The organism is Profundibacter amoris (assembly GCF_003544895.1).
Lineage (GTDB): Bacteria > Pseudomonadota > Alphaproteobacteria > Rhodobacterales > Rhodobacteraceae > Profundibacter > Profundibacter amoris.
In genome coordinates, this window is sequence record NZ_CP032125.1 from 1 (window position 1) to 20,930 (window position 20,930).

Below are 20,930 nucleotides of genomic sequence, written 5' to 3' on the forward strand. Positions count from 1 at the left end.
ATGACGGATGAGTTGTGGGGCCAGGTACGACAGAAGCTACAGGAAACGGTGGGGGCGAATAACTATTCAACATGGATCGAGCCGCTGGTGTTTTCCAGTCTGCAGGATGGCGTCGCCACCTTTGCCGTGCCGACCCAGTTTATTGGTGATTGGGTGCGCCGCAATTTTGCCGACCAGATCAAACATCTGATGACCACTGCCGGTTCCGCTGTGACACGCATCGAATTTGCCGTGTCCAAACGGGCGCCTGCCAAACAGGCCACTGCCGCCAAAACCACCGCACCCAAACCCGCCGGCGAACTGCCCGGCGCCCCGCTGGACTCGCGTTTTACCTTTGACAGTTTCGTTGTCGGCAAGCCGAACGAGCTGGCCCATGCCGCCGCCAAACGCGTGGCCGAAGGTGGTCCGGTCAGCTTTAACCCGCTGTTTCTGTATGGTGGCGTTGGTCTGGGTAAAACCCACCTGATGCACGCCATCGCCCACGAATTGAAAGCGCGCCGTCCCGATCTGAATGTGGTTTACCTGTCGGCGGAACAATTCATGTATCGCTTTGTCCAGGCCCTGCGCGAACGCAAGATGATGGATTTCAAACAGCTGTTCCGTTCGGTCGATGTGCTGATGGTGGACGATGTGCAATTCATCGCCGGTAAGGACAGCACACAGGAAGAATTCTTCCATACCTTCAACGCGCTGGTGGACCAGAACAAACAGATCATCATTTCCGCCGATCGTGCGCCGGGTGAAATCAAGGGGCTTGAGGAACGGATCAAATCACGCCTGCAATCCGGTCTGGTTGTGGACCTGCACCCAACCGATTACGAATTGCGCCTTGGCATCCTGCAAACCAAGGTTGACGCCTACCGCGCCAAGAACGACGATCTGGTGATGTCCGACGGGGTGCTGGAATTTCTGGCGCATCGCATTTCCACCAACGTTCGCGTGCTAGAAGGGGCGCTGACCCGCCTGTTCGCCTTTGCATCCCTTGTGGGTCGCGAAATCACGCTGGAACTGGCGCAGGATTGTCTGGCTGATGTGCTGCGGGCCTCGGATCGCAAAATCACCATCGAGGAAATTCAGCGCAAGGTCAGCGAACATTACAACATCCGCTTTAGCGATCTGATCGGCCCGCGCCGGATGCGCAATCTGGCCCGCCCGCGTCAAATCGCAATGTATCTGGCAAAACAGCTGACCTCGCGGTCCCTGCCCGAGATCGGGCGCCGCTTTGGCGGGCGCGATCACACCACGGTTATGCACGGTGTTCGCAAGATCGAAGAGCTAAAGGCGCTGGATAGCCAGATTTCCGACGATCTGGACCTGTTAAGGCGCGCATTAGAGGCCTAAACGCTTGACGCGCAGGCCAATACGGCTGACATTCCAACAAAAGACTTGAGCGGGGCGTGAAATCGGCTAATTTCAGCGCCCCGATACCCTGTAGGAGCGATGGGAATGAAAATCAGTATCGAGCGCGCAGACCTGTTAAAGGCCGTCGCACAGGCGCAATCCGTTGTTGAACGGCGCAACACCATTCCGATCCTTGCCAATGTGCTGATCGAGGCCGAGGGCGAAACCGTCAGTTTCCGCGCTACTGATCTGGATATCGAGGTGGTGGACAAGATCACCGGTCAGGTCGAACGCGCCGGTGCCACCACGGTTTCCGCCGTGATGCTGCATGAAATCGTGCGCAAACTGCCGGACGGGGCGCTGGTGCAGCTGACCGATGACGGCACCTCGGGCCGCTTGACGATCGAGGCGGGGCGCTCGAACTTTTCGCTGGCGACATTGCCCAAAGAAGATTTCCCCGTGATGGCGTCCTCCGAATATGCCGCCAACTTTTCGGCCAAGGCCGACGTGCTGCGCCGGTTGTTTGATAAAACCAAATTCGCCATTTCCACCGAAGAAACCCGTTACTATCTGAACGGCGTCTATATGCATGTGGCCGATGCCGAAGGCGGCAAGGTGCTGCGTTGCGTGGCCACCGATGGCCACCGTCTGGCCCGTGTCGATGCCGATCTGCCCGAAGGCGCTGCCGATATGGTTGGCGTGATCGTGCCGCGTAAAACCGTGAATGAAATGCGAAAACTGCTGGAAGACGACGATGTGCAAATCGCCGTGTCCGTATCGGAAACCAAGGTTCGCTTTGCCACGCCGGGTATCACCCTGACCTCCAAGGTGATCGACGGCACTTTCCCCGACTACACCCGCGTTATCCCCACTGGAAACACCAAGAAACTGGAAGTGGACGCTGCCGAATTCGCCAAGGCGGTTGATCGTGTGGCCACGGTTTCCTCCGAACGCTCGCGCGCCGTGAAACTGTCGCTGGACGAAGACCGGCTGATCCTGTCGGTCAACGCCCCTGACAGCGGCGCCGCCGAAGAAGAACTGGCCGTGGCTTATGGCGACGAGCCGCTCGAGATCGGTTTCAACGCGAAATACCTGCTGGAAATCGCCTCGCAAGTAGATCGTGAAAACGCGGTGTTCATGTTCAATTCTGCCGGTGACCCGACATTGATGCGCGAGGGGAATGATACCTCGGCCGTCTATGTCGTGATGCCGATGCGCGTTTGACAGAGCTGCGTGTAAAAGAGCTCAAGCTCTCGCATTTCCGTTCGCACAAGGCGCTGGTTCTGGCGCTGGATGCGCGGCCCGTGGCGATCTACGGGCCGAACGGGGCAGGTAAAACCAATATTCTGGAAGCGGTGTCGATGCTGTCGCCCGGTCGTGGCCTGCGCCGTGCCACCGCTGATGAAATGACCCGCAAGCCCGAGGCGCTGGGCTGGAAGATCACCGCGATTTTGCAAAGCCTGCACCAGATGCACGAGGTCGAAACATGGTCCGAGGGCGGGGCCTCGCGCAATGTGCGGATTGACGGCAAGGTCGCGCCGCAAGTGGCGCTGGGCCGCATTGCGCGGGTGCTGTGGCTGGTGCCGTCAATGGACCGGCTGTGGACCGAAGGGGCCGAGGGGCGACGGCGGTTTCTGGACCGCATGACGATGAGTTTCGAGCCATCCCACGCCGAGGCCGTCCTGACCTATGAAAAAGCCATGCGCGAACGTAACCGGTTGTTGAAGGATGGGCAGCGCGATGCGGGCTGGTACGCAGCGTTAGAGACACAAATGGCCCGCGCGGGGGCCGAAATCCACGCCAACCGGATGGCCGCTCTGGAACAGTTGGTCGCCGCACAGGCCGAGGCCGAAACATCCTTCCCCACCGCGACCCTGACCCTGATCCATCCCGAAGGTTCGGACGCCCTGATGGGCGAGGTATCGCTGCTGGACGCCTTCGCCCAAAGCCGCCCGCGCGACCTGATGGCCGGCCGCACCCTGACCGGCCCGCACCGCGCCGACCTGTTCGCCGAATACACCGCCAAGGGCGTGCCGGCGCGCGATTGTTCCACTGGCGAACAAAAGGCACTGTTGGTGTCGCTGATCCTTGCCAACGCGCGGGCGCTAAAGGCACAGGTGGGCGCCCCGCCGATCCTGCTGCTGGACGAAGTCGCCGCCCACCTGGACGCCGACCGCCGCGCCGCGCTTTATGACGAAATCTGCGCCTTGGGCGCGCAGGCATGGATGACAGGCACCGGCGCGGAACTGTTCACAGCACTGGGGGATCGGGCGATGTATCTGCAAGTGACCGAGGAAAACGCGATCTCGGCTGTTGCGCGCATTTCCACCCCCTAAATCTTGTGTCTGGCCGGTAAACCCCGTATAAATCAGCCAAACGAACAAGGATTGCGCGTATGGCTGACGACAATAAGAATCCCGAAGAATATGGTGCGGATTCTATCAAGGTTCTCAAAGGGTTAGAAGCGGTTCGCAAACGCCCGGGGATGTATATCGGGGATACCGATGATGGCTCGGGTCTGCACCATATGGTGTACGAAGTCGTGGACAACGGTATTGACGAGGCTTTGGCGGGTCACGCCGACGCCGTAACCGTCATCATCCACGCGGATTCCAGCGTATCGGTCAGCGATAACGGCCGCGGGATTCCGGTGGGAATTCACGAAGAAGAAGGCGTATCGGCGGCCGAGGTTATCATGACCCAGTTGCACGCCGGTGGTAAATTCGACAGCAATTCCTACAAAATATCGGGCGGTTTGCACGGGGTTGGTGTTTCGGTGGTGAATGCCCTGTCCGAGTGGCTGGAATTGCGCATCTGGCGTGATGGCAAGGAACATGTTGCACGGTTTGAGCATGGTGACACGGTTGAATCGCTAAAGGTGGTTGGTGAATGCGGTGACCGTACTGGCACCGAGGTGCGGTTCATGGCCTCGACCGAAACATTTTCCAATCTGGACTATAATTTCCACACGCTGGAAAACCGTCTGCGCGAACTGGCGTTCCTGAATTCCGGCGTTCGGATCATCCTGACCGATGAGCGCCCCGCCGAACCGCTAAAGAGCGATCTGTTTTACGAGGGTGGCGTGCGCGAATTCGTGCGCTATCTGGACCGGTCCAAATCCGGCATGCTGCCTGATCCGATTTTTTTCAAAGGGGAAAAGGACGGTATCACCGTCGAGGTCGCAATGTGGTGGAACGACAGCTACCACGAAAATGTGCTGCCCTTTACCAACAACATCCCGCAGCGCGATGGCGGCACCCATATGGCGGGTTTTCGCGGCGCGCTGACACGCACGATCAACAGCTACGCTCAGTCCAGCGGTATCGCCAAGCGTGAAAAGATCAGCTTTACCGGTGATGATGCTCGCGAAGGGCTGACCTGTGTGTTGTCGGTTAAAGTGCCCGACCCCAAGTTTTCCAGCCAGACCAAGGATAAACTGGTGTCTTCCGAGGTCCGACCTGTTGTCGAAAGCCTTGTAAACGAAAAGCTGGCTGAGTGGTTCGAGGAAAACCCGAACGAAGCCAAGATGATCGTAAGCAAGATTGTCGAAGCCGCCCATGCCCGCGAGGCGGCCCGCAAAGCCCGCGAACTGACCCGCCGCAAAACCGCGATGGACGTGAATTTCCTTGCTGGCAAGCTGAAGGATTGTTCGGAAAAGGACCCCTCCAAGACCGAAATCTTTCTGGTGGAAGGGGACAGCGCCGGCGGGTCGGCGCAAACCGGACGTGACCGGCAGACACAGGCCATCCTGCCGCTAAAGGGTAAAATCCTGAATGTCGAGCGGGCGCGGTTCGACCGCATGTTGGCGTCACAGGAAATCGGCAATCTGGTGATGGCGCTGGGCACCGGTATTGGCCGCGATGAATTCGACATCTCAAAATTGCGCTACCACAAGATCGTGATCATGACCGATGCCGATGTGGACGGCGCGCATATCCGCACCCTGCTGCTGACGTTTTTCTTCCGGCAAATGCCCGAACTGATCGAGGGCGGCTATCTCTATATCGCGCAACCGCCGCTGTATAAGGTCAGCCGTGGCAAATCCGAGGTCTATCTGAAAGATCAGGCCTCGCTTGAGGATTACCTGATCGAAATGGGTGTTGATGGCGCCACCTTGCGGCTGGAGTCGGGCGAGGAAATCACCGGTCAGGACTTGATCCGTGTGATCAACGAGGCCCGTCAGGTGCGCCGTATTCTGGAAGCCTTTCCGACGCTTTACCCACGTCACATTCTGGAACAGACGGCGATTGCCGGTGGCTTTGTCGCAGGGCAGGCCGACGCCGATCTGCAAGGCGTGGCCGATGCGGTTGCCACCCGTCTGGATCTGATCGCCGAAGAATACGAACGAGGCTGGCAGGGACGCCCGACGCAGGATCACGGCATCCGTCTGACCCGCATGTTGCGCGGTGTGGACGAGGTGCGCACATTGGATGGCCGCGTGCTGCGCTCGGGCGAGGCGCGCAAGCTGGGGTCGATGACCGATGCGCTGCAAGAGGTCTATTCCAAACCTGCCCGCCTGATCCGCAAGGATCGCGAAGTGCCGATTTTCGGCCCTGTGGACCTGCTGGATGCCATTCTGGCCGAGGGTGAAAAGGGTCTGTCCTTGCAACGCTACAAGGGTCTGGGCGAAATGAATCCCGATCAGCTGTGGGAAACCACGCTGGACCCCGAAGCGCGGGTGCTGTTGCAGGTTAAGATCGACGATGTGGCCGAGGCCGACGATCTGTTCACCAAACTGATGGGCGATGTGGTCGAGCCACGGCGCGAATTCATCCAGCAAAACGCGCTGAATGTGGAAAATCTGGATTTCTAGCGATCCCTTCCAACAGGAGGAACCCCCATGCCCAACGCCTTGATCGTCATCGACGTGCAAAACGATTTCTGTCCCGGCGGGGCGCTGGCTGTGGGCGGGGGGGATCAAATCATCCCGCAGATCAATGCGATGATGGGGAATTTTGACGCCATTATCCTGACGCAGGACTGGCACCCGCAGGGTCATTCCTCCTTTGCCAGCAGCCACGCTGGCAAGGCGCCGTTCGACATGATCGACATGCCCTATGGCGCGCAGGTGTTGTGGCCGGATCATTGCGTGCAGGGCATGGACGGGGCCAGTTTTCATGCTGGTCTGAACGCAGATGCCGCCGATATGATCATCCGCAAGGGCTATAACCCCGATATCGACAGTTATTCGGCCTTTTTTGAAAATGACCACAAAACCCCGACGGGGCTTGAGGGCTATCTGCGCACCCGTGGCATCACCAGCCTGACGATGGTTGGCCTTGCTACCGATTTCTGCGTGCATTTTTCCGCTGTGGATGCGGCCAAACTGGGCTTTGATGTGACGGTTCCGGAAGGGGCCTGTCGGGCCATTGATATGGACGGCAGCCTTGCCGCCGCCCGCGCCGCGATGCAAGGTGCCGGCGTAAAACTGGAAAGCTGACACATGGTCGATATCGCCACCCGCGTTTATAATCATAAATGGAAGATCGACCCGATCATCCGTTCGCTGATCGATACGGATTTCTACAAGCTGCTGATGTGCCAGTCGGTGTTCCGCAACAGGCCCGACACCACCGTCACCTTTTCGTTGATCAACCGTTCCAAACACATCCGCCTTGCCGATCTGATTGACGAGGGCGAGTTGCGCGAGCAACTGGATCACATTCGCTCGCTATCGCTGTCGCGCGGCGAAAGCACATGGCTGCGCGGCAACATGTTTTACGGCAAACGCGCCATGTTCCGCCCCGATTTCATGGAGTGGTTCGAAGGCATGGGCCTGCCCCCCTACCATCTGGAAAAACGCGACGGGCAGTATGAACTGACATTCGAGGGCAAATGGCACGAGGTCATGCTGTGGGAAATTCCGGCGCTGGCGGTGCTGATGGAGCTGCGCTCGCGGGCGGTTTTGCATACCATGGGACGGTTCGAATTGCAGGTGCTCTATGCGCGTGCCATGGCAAAACTGTGGGAAAAAGTTGAAAAACTGCGCGGGCTTGATGGCCTGAGGCTGGCCGATTTCGGCACCCGCCGCCGGCACAGTTTTCTGTGGCAGGACTGGTGCGTTCAGGCGATGCATGAAGGGTTGGGTAATAAATTTGTTGGCACCTCGAATTGCCTGATTGCAATGCGTCGCGAGGTTGAGGCGATTGGCACCAATGCCCACGAACTGCCGATGGTTTACGCGGCACTTGCCGAAACGGACGAAGAATTGCGGCAGGCGCCTTACGATGTTCTGGCCGACTGGCACGAAGAACATGACGGCAATCTGCGGATCATCCTGCCTGATACCTACGGCACCAAAGGCTTCCTTGAAAACGCGCCGGACTGGCTGGCGGGCTGGACCGGAATTCGCATCGACAGTGGTGATCCGGCCACGGGGGCCGAGATTGCAATAGACTGGTGGAAAAGCCGTGGCGAGGACCCGACGAAAAAGCTGGTGATCTTCTCGGACGGGCTGGATGTTGACAAGATAATAGAACTACAAAACCGGTTTAGTGGAAAGGTTCGGCCATCGTTTGGCTGGGGCACTTTGATGACCAATGATTTCCGTGGACTAACCCCGAACGACTCGCTGGCGCCGTTTTCCATCGTTTGCAAGGCGATTGCGGCCAATGGGCGGCCAACGGTGAAACTGTCGGATAACCCGAACAAGGCGATGGGTCCGGCGGATGAAATCGCCCGCTACAAACGGGTGTTCGGCGTGGGCGAGCAAGAGGCACAAGAGGTGGTGGTTTAGGCGCCGTAGATCGGTTTGCCGTCCAGATACCGTTCGGCGATTTTCACGGCGCGGTTGGAATAGGTAATCAATGCCGGATCGTTTGGTGCATATCTTGGCATACACCAGCCGCAGGATGCCAGTGCGCGAATTACGGTAAAAACAGGCACTAATGCAGCGGATTTTGCGTCTAACCCGTAGCCTTCGCACAGGGCCGCCGCCAGTTCTGCGGCATTGGGCAAATCCCAGTTTTGTGACATGGCGACACCCGGATCATACAGCCGGAACCCGTAAACCCCGTCATCAAAGTCGATCAGGCTAACACTATCTCCTTGCACAAACACGTTTTCCCGCAGGGCATCTGCGTGGATCAACCCGAAATCAGCATCACCCGAAAGGGCCTGCAACTCACCCTGCAAACGGCTGCGGGCCTCTTGTAGCAGGGCCATTTCCCCCTGTGTTAGAGCCGCATTTTCCCAAAAACGGCCCCACAGCGGCACCTCTCCCAACAACCCGTCAATATCCAGTCGGGGCCGTTCAAACCAGTCCGGCAGGGACAGGGTATCGCTGATCCGGTGCAACAGCGCCAGCTCTGCGCCAAGCGCGTGATATAACTGCGCCTGTCTGTCCGGCGCCCATGTAAACGGCACGCCGCCTTCACCCAAAGGCTCGCCTTCGCTCCATGTCACCAGTGAAGCCACCCGCCTCGCATCCGGCACTTGCGTAATCACGTCACCATCGCGGGTTTGTAGCGGGCAGGGTACGGCCATTGTGGCCTGCGCCAGCCCCAGTGACCAGACCAGTTCCGATCGTATCGCCGCATCGGTCTGATACCCCGGCCGGTGCAGACGCAAGGCGGCGCGCGTGCCATCCGGTCCCGTCACCTCGAACACCGCGTTTTCACGGTTCTTGATCAGGCGCGGGGTGCAGGCGGGCACATCCCATGCCGCCAGCGCGGCCTTGGCATAGTCGATGGCTTGTGCGTCGTTCATTTCAATACCGCCGCAAAGGCATCATCCATCACCGACACCAGCAGATCGGTGTTTTGGCGGGAAAACACGCAAGGCGGGCGGATTTTCAGGGCGTTGTCGAACCGCCCCACTGTGCTGAGCAACACGCCGCGCTGCCGCATTTCATTCACCATCCGCAAGGCCAGATCACTGGCGGGCTCATCCCCTTGCATCAGCTCGACCCCGAAAAACAGCCCCGCGCCGCGCACATCGGCGATCACATCGTATTTTCCAGACAGCCCCTGCAATTGCTCCAATGCATAAGCGCCCACATCGCGGGCGTTTTTGACCAGCTTTTCGTCCTCGATCACCTCAAGCGTCGCCATCGCCGCTGCCGCGCTGACAGGATTTCCGCCGAAAGTGTTGAAATATTTGAACACGTCCTGAAACGCCTCCAGCACCTCGGGCCGCGTCACAACAGCCGCCACCGGATGCCCGTTGGCCATCGGCTTGCCCAATGTCACGATGTCCGGCGCAAAGTCCAGCCGTTCATGCCCCCACCAATGACTGCCCAGCCGCCCGAAACCCGGCTGTACCTCGTCCGAAATGATCAACCCGCCAGCCTTGCGCACCGCCGCTATGGCGCGATCCAGAAAACCGCGTTCAAGCGTCGGGAAGCCTTCGTTGGCGAAATAGGGACAGATGATCAGGGCGCCAACACCGTGGCCCGAGGCCTCTAGTTCGGCAATAGCAGTCTCTATTCCGGCGCAAAATGCTTCTGCCTGCTCCGCGCGACTGCCCCCGACGGGGTGCAGGTTATCTGGTGCGGGCACCTGTCGGACGTGATCGCCATAGCCCCCCACCGGCACCTTTGTCGCGTTCAACTGGCTGACCGCAGCCGTGTTGCCGTGATAGGTGTTGTCGGTGCCGATAATGCCGGTTTTTCCTGTCACCGCCTGCGCCATGCGCAGGGCAACGTCATTGGCCTCGGAACCGGAATTCACCATGATTAACGAGGCCAGACCATGCCCGAATTTCGCTGTCAGCCGTTCGCCATATTCCACCACCCCGTCATGCACATAGCGCGTATGCACGTTCAGCGTGGCGGCCTGACGGGCGATGGCATCAACTACCCTGGGGTGACAATGCCCCACATGCGGCACGTTGTTGTAGCAATCCAGATAGCGCCGCCCGTCCGCATCGAACAGCCACACACCCTCGCCCCGCACTGGCGCGAAAGGGTCATCATAAAATGTGGTGACATGGCGCCCCAACAGACGTTTGCGCCGTTCGATCAAATTCATTCGTCGCCCTTTACCTTGCCGCGCAGCGCCTTGACCTGTCCGCGTTTTACCTTGCCTTCCACCCGCCGCCGTTTCGAGGCCAGCGTTGGCCGTGTTTTGATCCGCCGCTTGGGCACATGCAAGGATTTTTCAATCAGTTCCGCCAGCCGTTCACGGGCGATTTCGCGGTTGCGGGCCTGACTGCGGGTATCCTCGACCCGTATCACAATCGCCCCGTCCAGCGTCCAGCGCCGGCCGGCCAATCGCTTCAGCCGTGCCTTGACAGCCCCCGTCAGATTCGGGCTACGCGCGGCCTCGAACCGCAGTTCAACCGCTGTCGCCACCTTGTTCACATTCTGCCCGCCGGGGCCGGAGGATCGGGTGAAACTCTCGCTCAACTCCCAATCTGCCAGTGTTATGTCGTCGTTGATCCGTAACATGGGGCGACACTAGGACAGGATGCCGGAAACGGAAAGAGCCTCTGCGGCTTTCGCAGAGGCTCCCCTCGAGAATTGGAGGTGGCAAGCGGGGCAAATGGCACCCGAAGCCAGATGATTATCCAAGGGGGCTGCCCCCTAAATCCTCACCTCGCACGTAATCCTCACCAGTTGCTCCTGAATCCCAATAGACATAGGCACCTCCTTTCTGAATGTTGATAACATCCCGATGGTGCCACAGATTTTGCATATGTCAAAAGGTTTTACGCAACATCTGGTGAAATTCTTGTGACAATGGCGCGAAACGGTACCAGCGCGATCAGGGCCAGCGACAGTTTGACCATCCAGTCAGCCAGCGCAAGCGACACCCATAGCGGCACTTGCGGGCCAATACCCAGCAGCGGGAGGACTTCGTTCGCCCATGATACGTCGTTTGCGGGTTCGATGAATGCCAGTTGCGCGGAAAAGGCGATGGTAAAGAACAGCGCGGTATCAAGGCTGGAACCGACCAGGGTTGACGCCAGCGGTGCCCGCCACCATGCGCCGCGGCGCAACCTGTCAAAGACGGCCACATCCATCATCTGTGCGGTCAGGAATGCGATGCCCGATCCGATCGCGATACGCCATGTCACCAGCGGGCCGAATTCGCCCATGATCTGTGTGCCGATAAGCGAACAGATCACGCCCACAACAAAGCCCGCGAACACCACCTTGCGTGCCGCCGTTACCCCGTAAACACGGTTCATCACATCGGTGACGAGAAAGGCAAAGGGATAGGTGAATGCGCCCCACGTCAGCCATTGGCCGAACAGGTGCTGAACAAGGATATTGCTGGCCACGACAATGGCGGCCATGGCGATCACGCCGGGTAGGATGCGGGTCATTTTGTTATTTCCGTTTTACAAGGTTGCGGAGACTCGGCCCCCGAAGGGACGCCGCGTCCTAGCGTTAATGCGCCCGTATGGCAAGTTATTCCTTGATCCGGTATTCGACGAATTCGGTGCGTTGCAGCGCATTCAGGTTGTTGTCCGACACCATCGTCAGCCGGATATCGCCCTGCGCATAACGCCAGACAGACAGCCCTTCCAGATTGTCATGGGTGCCGGCGGGGGTGGTTAGCAGGGTTACCCCGTCTGAAATCGTATCCCCCGAAATGGTGAATCGGCGCACGCGGGTTTCAAAACCGAAGATACTGCGCAGTTTGCGTTCCAGCAGATAAAGCTTTCCGTCCGGCCCAAAATCGGCCCCGACCGGCAGAAATGTTCCGATGCGGCGGATGCTGAATGGCGTGGTCCATGTTCCGTTGCGATAGCGATAGACGGTAAAGGGGGCAGTCAGATTGCTGGACCCTTCGGCCATTGTATAAAGCGCGCCATCTGGGCCGATGGCCAGCGCCTCCATGCCACCGTTAACATCCATCTTGCCAAAATCGGGGTGGCGGGGGATCCATGCGGCCTGACCATCGGGGCGGTTGTAGGTCCAGATTCGGTGGTAGCGTTCGAATGATACGTAAATGCGGCCATCGGCACGAATTGCCAGCCCTTCGGCATCGGAATTGAAGGTCGAGAGTTTGCCATTTTCGGTATTTTTGAGTTTGAATTGGCTGGCAGTTACGCCTGATATCAGCCCGTCTTTACGATGCAGTTGGCCGGTTGCGATTAACCCCAGATCGCTGATGGCAGTGAATTCCTGTCCATCCCCGGAAACCTCGAGCGCCGAAAATCCGCCGGTTCTGGGGGTGGGGGCAGGCCATGTATAGCTTCTGATGTATTCGGCGGATTGGGCGGTGACGCTGTTTGCTGGTAGGGTGGCAAGCAGCAGGCCAATCAGCGCGACTCTAATACGGTGCGGCATTGTTTGGGCAGGTCCGACAGAACATATTCGCGCCGCGGTTTCGGGGGTGGTGCGTTCGGATCGGGTGGCGGCGGGTTCAGGATATTGTCCACCCATTCCTGCGCCCCTTTGCAGCCGTCACCGGGCGGGGGCGGGGCCTGATTGACACAGCCGCGCGCGCCCTTGGGGCATTTCAGGCGGACGTGGAAATGGTAATGGTGGCCCCACCACGGGCGGATCTTGCGCAGCCAGCGCCGATCGCCTTTTTCATCCTTGCACATTTGCACCTTGGCACCGGGAAAGATGAATATTCGTGCCACACGCGGGTCCTGTGCGGCGGCTTTGACGATATTGTGCTGGAACCGGCCCCATTTGCTGTTCACATAGGCCCCTTTGGCGCGGCGATAGGATACAGCGGACAGGTTGGCGCGTTGCTGCACCGTCAGCTTCATATTGGTGGCGGGCATCAGCCAGATATCGGCATCCAGCCCGATCTGGTGCGAGCGGTGCCCCGACAGCATAGGGCCGCCACGCGGTTGCGACATATCGCTAAGGTAAATCCCTTTGGCGCCACGCATCCTTGATGCCTTGCGGCTAAGGCTTTTGATGAAATCGATCAGTTCGGGGTGCCCCCAGTTGCGGTTGCGCGCCACCCGCATTTCCAACCACGTTGCGCCGGTATGGGGCAATTGTTCGCCACCCGCCAAACAGCCCTTGGCATAACTGCCATAGGGCGCAGGGGTTTGGGCCGACCCTTGTCTGTGGGCGCCGAATAATTGTTTGGCCAATGGCTTGGCTGCGACTGGCAGCGCCATACTAAGGGCAAGAGTGACAATCGTTAATAACCGGAACGTCATGCGCCATGATCTCCTTGGGGTTTGACCCAGACTAGCAGAACCAGACTGATCCCGAACAGGAAAATCAGCGGTGTAATCCCGATGCGCTGGTTTCCACTGATTTCCGAAACCAGTGCAATCAATCCGGGTGCCAGAAATGCTGTGGCCTTGCCCGACAGGGCATACAGGCCAAAGGCTTCGGTCGGGCGTTCCGGGTCTGCGTGGCGCACCATCATGGTGCGGGAACTGGCCTGAAGCATCCCGCCAGCCGCGCCAATGACACCACCACAGATGAAAAAGATGATGTCGGGCATTTGCGAGTCAGGCGCAAATGCGAACCCGAACAGCGATTCACGGGTCATGGATACCACGATGATACAGACAGTGATCAGTGCAATAATTGTGCCGATCAGCACCGGTTTCGGCCCGAATTTCTTGTCCAGTCTCCCGCCGAAATAGGCAAAAATGGCCGCTGTGATTGCCGATATCACCCCGAAAACACCAATCATCATAATTTCCCAGCCCAGCACGCCTTTGGCATACAGCGCGCCAAAACCGTATAGGCCATTCAGCGCGTCACGGTAAAACAGGCTGGAGGTCAGGAAAGCAAACATGCTGTGGCGTTTGGGCAGGGATTTGAGTGTTTGCCACAATCCGCGCAGGGCATCGCGGGTGTTTCCATCGATCTGCACATCCGCCGGTTTTTCCCGTACCCACAGGAAGAACGGGATCATACCGATGATAAACCACATGGCAACGAACGGACCGACCAGCCGTGTGCCTTCGCGGGTTGCCCCGTCCAGCCCCAGCAGTGGCGGGTTACCCAACAGTGTCACCCCGTTGGCGTTTTCCACAAACAGCGGGAACATGATGGCCAGTGCCAGAACACCCCCCCAATATCCCAGCGCAAAACCCGAACCGGATATCTTGCCCGTATCTTCGCGGGGGACCAGTGACGGCAACATCGAGTTGGTGAAAATCGTGGTGAATTCCATGCCGATGAAACCGATCCCGAAAAACACCAGCGCCCAGATGATGCTGAAGCTGTCCGGTGCGGTCCACCACAGGCCGAATGCGCCGACAATGTAGAACACCGAAAACAGTTTGATCCACGACATCCGGTGGCCGGAGCTGTCCGCAAAAGCCCCCAGGACGGGCGCGGTTATGGCGATGATCAGCCCGCTGATGGCCAGCCCCCAGCCCCAATAGGCCTGCGCCTTGGCTTTGGCCAGTTCCTCGGCCACACCACTGCCCATCAGGTTTGTGGTGACTATTTCCGCGAAATAGGGGCCAAAGATAAAGGTCAGCAACAACGTGTTATAGGGCTGGCTGGCCCAGTCAAACATCATCCAGCCCCAAACGCGTTTCTTTTGCGAAACTTCGGCCATACCACTCACTCCCCGTGCCTTTTTCCGCGATAGAACAGGGAAAGGCAGGTCAGTGCAAGGAAACCTTTAGGTTTTTGCCAGATTTTCGGGCGGCCACGGGCGGCTGTCCTCGGCCTTGATCCAGTTTTGCACCCATTCGGGCAATTCGGGGCTGGTTTCGCCAACTCCCATCGCGACACCCACTTTGGCAGGGTCGACTATTCCATCCGGCCCTGTCACAGCGGTGCGATACAGCGCCTGATTGGCGCAATGGCCGCGAGTCCAGATGGATTGTTCCAGATACAAAAACCGTTTGTCCCAGCCCAGTGCCCGACTGTGGATCTGGAACCGCTGGAACATCCGCACCCGCCGCCGGTAGCGCACCGAAGTTCCCGCAACCGTCAGCCCCCAGCCGTTTTTGCGGATGGCACGGATCAAACCCAAGCGGTTTGCCAGCGGGATCCGCCCCAGATCATACAGTGTCAGGGTGCGCCCGTTGTTCAATTCGAACCAGAAATCCAGATCCCACGGCCAGCAGATGTGATTGGACACATGCACCTCGCCCATCTTCAGTGGCGGTGCGTTTCGATGCACAATCAGTTCTTTGGCCATGCGGAAAAACGGATACATTAACGGCTCCTTTGTGATGTCGGTGCAATGTGGGGGAATAACACCGCGCGTCAAGCACAACGTGGCGGCACAGCGCTTGCCATATCCCCGCTTGATGCTTAGGTATCCGACAAACGCTTTAAGGGGCCACTGCAAATGACTTCGCTTTATCAAATCCTGAACCTGATCCTTGATGTGGCGTGGTTCATCATGATCGCCCATATCATCATGAGCTGGTTGATCAACTTTCAAGTGCTGAACCTGCATCAGCCGATGGTCGCGCAAATCTGGTACGGGTTGAACCGTCTGCTGGAACCGCTCTATTCCCGCATCCGCCGGTTCTTGCCAGCCACGCCAGGGCTGGACCTTGCTCCGCTGGTCGCATTCTTGGCCATCATCGTTTTGCGGATCATCCTGCGAAACAACGTCGCATTCTTCCTGTAATCCGTGTCTGACGCGACCGGCCTTCTTTCCACCGTTTTCGGCTTTGACCAGTTCCGCCCCGGTCAGGCCGAGATCGTGGATGCCGTGGTGCAGGGCCGCAACACGCTGGCCATCATGCCCACCGGCGGTGGCAAATCCCTGTGTTTCCAACTGCCCGCCTTGATGCGCGACGGGGTGACGGTGGTGATTTCGCCGCTGATTGCCCTGATGCGCGATCAGGTCCGTGCCTTGCAGGAGGCAGGGGTCGAGGCCGGCGCGCTGACCTCGGGCAATACCGAGGAAGAGACCGAATATGTCTATGCCGCCGCCAACGATGGCCGTCTGAAAATCCTCTATATGGCGCCCGAACGGCTGGCGTCGTCCGGCACACAGGCGTTTTTGCAGCGGATCAATACCACCCTGATCGCCGTGGACGAGGCCCACTGCGTTTCCCAATGGGGCCATGACTTTCGTCCCGATTATCTGCGGCTTGGTGATCTGCGCCGCAGCCTGAATGTGCAACTGGCCGCCTTTACCGCCACCGCCGACGAAGAAACCCGCGCCGAGATCATCACCCGCTTGTTTGACGGTTCCGATCCTGCCGTGTTCCTGCACGGGTTTGATCGCCCCAACATCCATCTGCGGTTTGAATCCAAGGATTCCCCGCGCCGCCAGATCCTCGAATTCGCCGCCGCCCGCAAAGGGCAATCCGGCATCGTCTATTGCGCCACCCGCAAGAAAACCGAAAGCTTGTCCGCCGCCCTGAACGAGGCCGGGCATTCCGCCTGTCACTATCACGGCGGCATGGAGGCCCCCGACCGCCGCCATGTCGAAAGCCGTTTCCAGCGCGAGGACGGGTTGATCGTGGTTGCCACCGTGGCCTTTGGCATGGGGGTCGACAAACCCGATATCCGCTGGGTTGCCCATGCCGATCTGCCCAAATCTATTGAATCCTATTATCAGGAAATCGGCCGCGCGGGCCGCGACGGGGCACCGGCCGAAACGCTAACGCTATACGGTCCCGACGACATCCGCCTGCGCCGCACCCAGATCGACGAAGGTCTGGCCCCGCCCGATCGCCGCGCGGCTGACCACGCCCGCCTGAACGCTCTGCTGGGTCTGGCCGAGGCGCTGGGCTGTCGCCGTCAAAAACTGCTGGCGTTCTTTGGCGAGGAAAGCGAACCATGTGGCAACTGCGACCAATGCGAGACCCCGCCGGAAACCTTTGACGGCACCACGGCGGTGCGCATGGCGCTGTCGGCGATCCTGCGCACAGGCGAATATTTCGGTGCGGGACATCTGATTGATATTCTGATCGGCAACAAAACCGACAAGGTGCAGCAACGCGGCCATGATACCCTGCCGACATTCGGTGTGGGCAAGGAATACAGCCGCAACGAATGGCAGGCGATTTTCCGGCAGATGATGGGGTTCGATCTGATCCGCCCCGACGCCGAACGGTTCGGCGCTTTCCGGATGACCGAAAACGCCCGCCCGATCCTGCGGGACGAGCAAAAGATCGAACTGCGCCGCGACACCATCCGCCGCGCCAAAACGTCGCGTGGCCCTGTAGTCAAGGCGCTGGTCTCGGACGAGGACGCGCCGCTGTTGTCCGCGCTGAAGGCCAAGCGTCGCGCGCTGGCCGAGGAGGCCCGCGCGCCCGCCTATATCATTTTCAACGACCGCACCCTGATTGAAATGGCTCAGACCCGCCCGCAAACGCTGGACGAAATGGCGCATATCGGCGGGGTCGGCGCGAAAAAGCTGGAAAAATACGGCGAGACTTTCTTGCAAATCATCACCGGCGAAGCCGCCGTTGCCACCCACCCGCAACGCCGCAAACTGGCGGGGCGTGATGCGGGGGCGTTGTATGACCGGCTGCTGGAAGTGCAGGGGATGTTGGCGCGCGGGCCGGACGGGCTGGATAAACCCATGTCCTGTTCGGCGTCCTTGCTGGCCAAGGTGGCAGGTGCTAAACCGTCAGACCAATCCGCAATGGAACGCCTGCTGGGCGCGCGCAAGGCCGAACGTTTTGGCGCGGCGTTTCTGGATGTGTTAAGCGAGGGGGAATAGATGCTGATCGTGGTTTCACCGGCCAAACGGCTGAACGAAAAGGCGGCCATGCTGCCGGACGCAAGCCTGCCTGCCTTTCAGGACGCGGCGAATGAGCTGGCGGAATATGCGCGGGATTTGACGCCGGATGATCTGCAAAAGCTGATGAAAATCAGCGATAAACTGGCCCGCCTGAACGCCGATCGTTTCGCCGCATTCGCGCCTGTTTCCACCCCTGAAAACGCCAAACCCGCCGCGCTGCTGTTTTCCGGCGATACCTACACGGGGCTTGAGGCCGCAACGCTTGATGCGGACGAAATGGACTGGGCACAGGATCATTTCCGCATCCTGTCCGGCCTTTACGGGTTGTTGCGCCCGCGGGATCTGATTCAGGCCTACCGGCTGGAAATGGGCAGCCGGTTGAAAACCGCACGCGGCAAGAACCTGTATGAATTCTGGGGCGACCGGATCACGCTGGCACTGAATGAAGCGGCGGCGCAGATCGGCACGGACGTGCTGGTGAATTGCGCCTCGGTGGAATATTTCGACGCGGTGGACCGCGAAGCGCTGAAACTGCGGGTGATCACGCCGGTGTTCATGGAGGAAAAGGCAGGCACGCCGAAAATCGTCAGCTTTTTCGCCAAAAAGGCCCGCGGGGCGATGGCGCGGTTCATTATCGAACGGCGGCTGACCGACCCCGAAGGGATGAAAGATTTCGACACCGGTGGTTACCGGTTCAATTCTGACATGTCTGACGGCGACCGCTGGGTTTTCCTGCGGGATTACCCCGAGGCCTGATCCGGCATCACCGGCGAAACCCCTTCGGGGGCCAGTTCGGATACCTTGTCGCAAATCGCGGCCTTGCGCAGAGGTTTGGTTAGGTAATAATCCAGCCCCGCCGCCAGAATTTCCGTATCATCCCCCGCCATCGCGTGCGCGGTCAGGGCCACGACAGGTGTGCGGGGCAGGCCGGTTTTTTCCTCGATCTCGCGGATTGTGCGGGTGGCTTCTTTGCCATCCATCATCGGCATGGAAATATCCATAAAGATCATATCGGGCCGGAAAGTTTCAAACAGTTCCACTGCCTCGACACCATTGTTGGCGAACTGCAATTCGATGTCCAGATCCTTGACCATCTTGCGGAATACCAACTGGTTGGTCTTGTTGTCCTCGGCCGCCAGAATACGCATTTTGCGTTTGGTTTGCTGTTCCTCGACGACGGGTGGCTCGATTTCGGCAATTTCCGGCACCTCCTCGATTTCGACTTCGGGAACGGGTGTTTCTTCCACCTCATCCGGTATGGATTCATCCAGATTCAGCAGCGTTTCATACAAGGCTCGCCGCAAAATCGGTTTTTGCAGCACTGCCAGCGCCGGACTGTCGCCCAGCATTTCGCGGTCGGTTCCCAGCAGGACCAAAGGCAGCGTTGGGAATTTGGTATGCAGCCCTTCAGCCAGCCCCTTGCCCCCCTTTTCCAGCAAAATCTGGTCAACGAACCCGATGTCAGGCTTTTTGAAATCCGCCGCCAACGCCACATCGCAACGATCAAAGCTAAGTGCCTTGATCCCCAGCAGCGCCAGTTGCTTTGTCAGGATTTCAACCGCACCACGCATCGGGCTGATGATCAGCGCCTGATTGATATGCGACAGGGAATCGTCCGGTGCGATTAGCGCGGGTTCATGGACCGGCAGGGTGACGTGAAACCCGAAACTGGAGCCTTCGCCCACAACCGAATCCACCCAGACCTCGCCCTCCATCAGTTCGATCAGTTGTTTGGTGATGGCCAGCCCCAGACCGGTGCCTTCGAATTTGCGGTTGCGCTCGTCCTCGACCTGATTGAATTCGCCAAAGACGTGGTCGATCATTTCGGGCGGGATGCCGATGCCGGTGTCCTCTATCGAGATATGCACCCGCGTTTTGCCATCTCCCGCGTCCAGCCCGACTACACGGATGGCCACATGGCCTTCGTGGGTGAATTTCACCGCGTTGCCGATCAGGTTGGTCAGAATCTGGCGCATCCGGCCCGCATCACCAATGTATTGCGTGGGCAGGAACATATCGAAATCCACCAGAATTTCGACCGGCTTGTCCTGAACCGAGGGCTGCAACAGCGTGGCGATTTCATGGATGCATTGTTCCAGATCGAAGGGTTCGGAATTCAACGTCAGTTTGTCCGCCTCGATCTTGGAGTAATCCAGCACATCGTTGATGATCACCAAAAGGGCCTCGCCGGAATTCTTGATGGTATCGACATAGAGGCGCTGTTCGTCGTCCAGTGGCGTGTCTGTCAGCAGGTCGGCCATGCCCACAACCCCGTTCATCGGCGTGCGTATTTCGTGGCTCATGTTGGCCAGAAACGCCGATTTGGCGCGGTTTGCGGCTTCGGCGTTATCGCGTGCCTTGTTCAACTCGGCCTCGTGGCGGATTTGTTCGGTGATGTTCAGGGCCAGCGTCACCGTGTCGCCATCGCTGGCGCGGCGATCGACCAGTTTGATGTATTCGCCGTTCCACAGACGTATCACGCGCGGTTCAATCGGGTCGGTGTGCCAGCGCGTCAACATGCTGTCGCGCCATTCCATCGGGGTTTTGTTGCCGATATCAACGATGCCTTCTTCGACCAGTAATTGAACGATCCGCACATAGCTGACGCCGGGGCGGATTTCCTCAAGCCCGTCGAAAACCGACAGATAGGAATCATTGGCGTGCACCATACAGTCGTTCATATCGAATACGGCAAAACCGTCCTGAATGGTCTGGATCGAATCCCACAAGCGGCGCTCGGCGGTTTTCAGATCAGAACGCACCCTTGTGTTTTCGCCTTTTAGTTCCTCGGCCTCGTTGCGCTTTTCGATGATTTCCACCGATAGCGCGCGTGCATGTTGCCCCAGCCGTGAATTGGCGCTGAACAGTTCATTCTGTTTCTGCTCCAGCAGCCGTTCCGCCGCCAGACGCCCGCGCCGTTCCTGTGCCAGTTTTTCGCTCAGTTCCATTCATCCCTCCGAGTCACTGGATGTGTTCAAGGGGAAACATCCCATGAACATGGTGAACAACTGCTTAACCGGAACGGATTTTTTCACCCAACTT

18 protein-coding genes are annotated in these 20,930 nt (G+C 58.8%); 9 read left to right on the forward strand and 9 right to left on the reverse strand.

All coding sequences use genetic code 11. The annotated features are described in order from the left end of the window. The 6 genes from dnaA (at nucleotide 1) to pncB (ending at nucleotide 8,077) form a co-directional block, all read left to right on the forward strand. Entirely contained in the window at nucleotides 1-1,341 is a 1,341-nt protein-coding gene (gene dnaA / locus BAR1_RS00005; RefSeq protein ID WP_118941110.1) for a chromosomal replication initiator protein DnaA, read from the forward strand. 105 nt (nucleotides 1,342-1,446) lie between these two features. Next, nucleotides 1,447-2,565, forward strand: coding sequence for a DNA polymerase III subunit beta (gene dnaN / locus BAR1_RS00010; RefSeq protein WP_118941111.1), 1,119 nt, complete (start codon nucleotides 1,447-1,449; stop codon nucleotides 2,563-2,565). Then, on the forward strand, nucleotides 2,562-3,677 hold the full coding sequence (recF, locus tag BAR1_RS00015; RefSeq protein WP_118941112.1) for a DNA replication/repair protein RecF: 1,116 nt from the start codon (nucleotides 2,562-2,564) through the stop codon (nucleotides 3,675-3,677). Before dnaN ends, recF begins: the two co-directional genes overlap by 4 nt. 59 nt (nucleotides 3,678-3,736) lie before the next feature. Next, complete coding sequence (gene gyrB, locus BAR1_RS00020) at nucleotides 3,737-6,154, forward strand: DNA topoisomerase (ATP-hydrolyzing) subunit B (RefSeq protein WP_118941113.1); 2,418 nt, start codon at nucleotides 3,737-3,739, stop codon at nucleotides 6,152-6,154. Between the two features lie 27 nt (nucleotides 6,155-6,181). After that, nucleotides 6,182-6,781 (forward strand): bifunctional nicotinamidase/pyrazinamidase, encoded by a 600-nt coding sequence (pncA, locus tag BAR1_RS00025; protein WP_118941114.1) that lies wholly within the window; start codon nucleotides 6,182-6,184, stop codon nucleotides 6,779-6,781. A gap of 3 nt (nucleotides 6,782-6,784) precedes the next feature. Continuing rightward, complete coding sequence (gene pncB / locus BAR1_RS00030) at nucleotides 6,785-8,077, forward strand: nicotinate phosphoribosyltransferase (RefSeq protein WP_118941115.1); 1,293 nt, start codon at nucleotides 6,785-6,787, stop codon at nucleotides 8,075-8,077. Here pncB and BAR1_RS00035 read toward each other — a convergent pair. The 8 genes from BAR1_RS00035 to BAR1_RS00070 all read right to left on the reverse strand — a co-directional run bounded on the left by BAR1_RS00035 (nucleotide 8,074) and on the right by BAR1_RS00070 (nucleotide 15,392). Beyond that, on the reverse strand, nucleotides 8,074-9,048 hold the full coding sequence (locus BAR1_RS00035; protein WP_118941116.1) for a phosphotransferase enzyme family protein: 975 nt from the start codon (nucleotides 9,046-9,048) through the stop codon (nucleotides 8,074-8,076). The genes pncB and BAR1_RS00035 overlap by 4 nt on opposite strands. Then, complete coding sequence (locus BAR1_RS00040; RefSeq protein WP_118941117.1) at nucleotides 9,045-10,310, reverse strand: aspartate aminotransferase family protein; 1,266 nt, start codon at nucleotides 10,308-10,310, stop codon at nucleotides 9,045-9,047. Before BAR1_RS00040 ends, BAR1_RS00035 begins: the two co-directional genes overlap by 4 nt. Then, complete coding sequence (arfB, locus tag BAR1_RS00045; RefSeq protein WP_118941118.1) at nucleotides 10,307-10,729, reverse strand: alternative ribosome rescue aminoacyl-tRNA hydrolase ArfB; 423 nt, start codon at nucleotides 10,727-10,729, stop codon at nucleotides 10,307-10,309. The genes BAR1_RS00040 and arfB overlap by 4 nt, the downstream gene beginning before the upstream one ends. Before the next feature lie 260 nt (nucleotides 10,730-10,989). Then, nucleotides 10,990-11,610 (reverse strand): queuosine precursor transporter, encoded by a 621-nt coding sequence (locus BAR1_RS00050; protein WP_118941119.1) that lies wholly within the window; start codon nucleotides 11,608-11,610, stop codon nucleotides 10,990-10,992. Nucleotides 11,611-11,695: 85 nt separating this feature from the next. Further along, a complete protein-coding gene (locus BAR1_RS00055; RefSeq protein ID WP_118941120.1) occupies nucleotides 11,696-12,580 on the reverse strand; it encodes an esterase-like activity of phytase family protein in 885 nt (294 codons plus the stop codon). Next, a complete protein-coding gene (gene mepA, locus BAR1_RS00060) occupies nucleotides 12,553-13,374 on the reverse strand; it encodes a penicillin-insensitive murein endopeptidase (RefSeq protein WP_407681541.1) in 822 nt (273 codons plus the stop codon). Before mepA ends, BAR1_RS00055 begins: the two co-directional genes overlap by 28 nt. 38 nt (nucleotides 13,375-13,412) lie before the next feature. After that, a complete protein-coding gene (locus BAR1_RS00065) occupies nucleotides 13,413-14,783 on the reverse strand; it encodes an MFS transporter (RefSeq protein WP_118941122.1) in 1,371 nt (456 codons plus the stop codon). Nucleotides 14,784-14,849: 66 nt separating this feature from the next. After that, nucleotides 14,850-15,392, reverse strand: coding sequence for an acyl-CoA thioesterase (locus BAR1_RS00070; RefSeq protein ID WP_118941123.1), 543 nt, complete (start codon nucleotides 15,390-15,392; stop codon nucleotides 14,850-14,852). A gap of 135 nt (nucleotides 15,393-15,527) precedes the next feature. On the opposite strand from BAR1_RS00070, the gene BAR1_RS00075 reads away from it, so the two are divergent. Genes BAR1_RS00075 through yaaA form a run of 3 tightly spaced genes read left to right on the forward strand, consistent with a single transcriptional unit; the run spans nucleotide 15,528 to nucleotide 18,644 of the window. Further along, nucleotides 15,528-15,815, forward strand: a complete 288-nt coding sequence (locus tag BAR1_RS00075) for a YggT family protein (RefSeq protein ID WP_118941124.1) — start codon at nucleotides 15,528-15,530, stop codon at nucleotides 15,813-15,815. Nucleotides 15,816-15,818: 3 nt separating this feature from the next. Continuing rightward, nucleotides 15,819-17,867 carry a DNA helicase RecQ gene (gene recQ / locus BAR1_RS00080; RefSeq protein WP_118941125.1) on the forward strand — a complete coding sequence of 683 codons (2,049 nt, stop codon included), beginning with the start codon at nucleotides 15,819-15,821 and terminating at the stop codon, nucleotides 17,865-17,867. Beyond that, on the forward strand, nucleotides 17,868-18,644 hold the full coding sequence (gene yaaA, locus BAR1_RS00085) for a peroxide stress protein YaaA (RefSeq protein WP_118941126.1): 777 nt from the start codon (nucleotides 17,868-17,870) through the stop codon (nucleotides 18,642-18,644). It begins immediately after the preceding gene. Here yaaA and BAR1_RS00090 read toward each other — a convergent pair. Beyond that, a complete protein-coding gene (locus tag BAR1_RS00090; RefSeq protein ID WP_118941127.1) occupies nucleotides 18,629-20,836 on the reverse strand; it encodes an ATP-binding protein in 2,208 nt (735 codons plus the stop codon). The two genes, yaaA and BAR1_RS00090, sit on opposite strands and share 16 nt — an antisense overlap. Nucleotides 20,837-20,930 lie beyond the last annotated feature (94 nt).